General features: G+C 54.6%; 1 protein-coding gene. It reads right to left on the bottom strand.

What is annotated here, in order from left to right; genetic code table 11:
* The coding region (locus tag ACMHXH_RS08080) for an immunoglobulin-like domain-containing protein (RefSeq protein WP_413737943.1) at positions 1–1,692 on the bottom strand (1,692 nt) is incomplete at both ends.

The following is a 1,692-nucleotide window of genomic DNA, read 5'->3' as shown; positions in this document are numbered from 1 at the left end:
GGTGTTGGCCGGCACTGTCACCTCGAAAGTGCCGTCCGCATTCACGCTGACAGTCTGAGCTGTCCCGTTGATGGTGACAGTGACTTCGGTATCGCTGAAGTCCACCCCTTTGGTGGCGCTATTGCCGGCCAGTGTCAGCGTCAGGGTTGTGGCGCTGCTGGCGGTGTTGCTCAGGTTGACGTCGAAGGTGTTGGCTGTGCCTTCGACCACGGTGTCACCGGTAATGCTGCTGACGGTCGGGGCGCTGTCATTGTCGGTGATCTGGGCGGTGCCGCTGTCGCCTGCGCCATTGGCAGTAGCGTTCAGGGAGTAGTTTTCATCTCCTTCAAAGATTGTGTCATCAATGGTGTCTACCTGCACCAAGAAATTGGTGGCGCCGGGTGGCACGGTGACCGTGTTGCCGGTCACGGCAGTGTAGGTGGTGCCGCCATCGAAACTCACCATATAGGTGAGGCCGGTATCGGTGCCCACAATAGCGCTGCCGTCGCTGAGGCTCAGGGTGACCTCGGTGTTGGTGGCACTGGGGGTGCTGAGGGTGACGGTGAAGGTGTTGGCATTGCCTTCGATCACGGAGTCACCGGTAACACTTCTCACCACAGGCGCGTCCTGGGCATCGAGAATGGTGGTGTCGGCGCTGTTGTTGCTGCCTATCTCTAGTTGTTCAAGGCTATTATCAACGTCAGTGACCCCACTAATGGTGACGCTTAGATTTTCACTATTTTCATAAATACCATCGTTGATGGTATTAACTGTAAAGCTTTGCTGACTATCTCCGCTAATGGTTACGCTTGGAGGTAAGTTATCAACATCTGCTGCAGTTGCCGTACCACTCCAATCAAGCGCAACGCTAACCGAAGCTCCACTAGGAAGGGTTACCGGGTTACCGTTGGCATCGACCAAAGTCACTGTATAAGTGATTTCACCACCTTCAGTGACACTAGATTTGTCTACGCTGATCTGGGCAAAAACTGTGTCGGTAGTGTCATTTACCAGTGTGGAAGCTGTGTCACTTGTATCCAGGTTTTCAAAATTACCACCTTGAGCATTATCTATACTTACGGTCAGTGTTTCTGCGTCAACAAATACATCATCAGTCGGTGCATCAACGGTGACAGTGCCTTCGGTTTGACCGGCCGCAATGGTGATGCTGGCGCCGTTGGACAGGGTCAGTACCAGGTCGGTTTCAGGGGCATTGTTGACCGTGGCGGTATAGGTAATGCTGCCGCCTTCACTCACTTCAGCCGGAGCCGTCAGGGTGATGGTGGTGGTATCTATGGTGTCATTGACCGTCGTGTCGACGCTGTTGCCGAGATCCAGATCTTCATAGTTGCCGCCTTCAGCTCCGGTGACATTAACCGAGAGGGTTTCACCGTCCTGATAGACATCATCCGTCGGTGCCGCGACGGTGACAGTGCCTTCGGTTTGACCGGCTGCAATGGTGATGCTGGCGCCGTTGGACAGGGTCAGNACCAGGTCGGTTTCAGGGGCATTGTTGACCGTGGCGGTATAGGTAATGCTGCCGCCTTCACTCACTTCAGCCGGAGCTGTCAGGGTGACGGTAGTGGTATCTATGGTGTCATTGACCTGGGTGTCGACACTGTTGCCGAGATCCAGATCTTCATAGTTGCCGCCTTCAGCTCCGGTGACATTGACCGAGAGGGTTTCACCGTCCTGATAGACATCATCCGTCGG

The organism is Shewanella sp. BJSY2023SW001 (genome assembly GCF_047314685.1).
Lineage (GTDB): Bacteria > Pseudomonadota > Gammaproteobacteria > Enterobacterales > Shewanellaceae > Shewanella > Shewanella indica.
The sequence above is the reverse complement of the archived record's forward strand: the minus strand, read 5'-3'. Positions and strand labels throughout refer to the sequence as shown.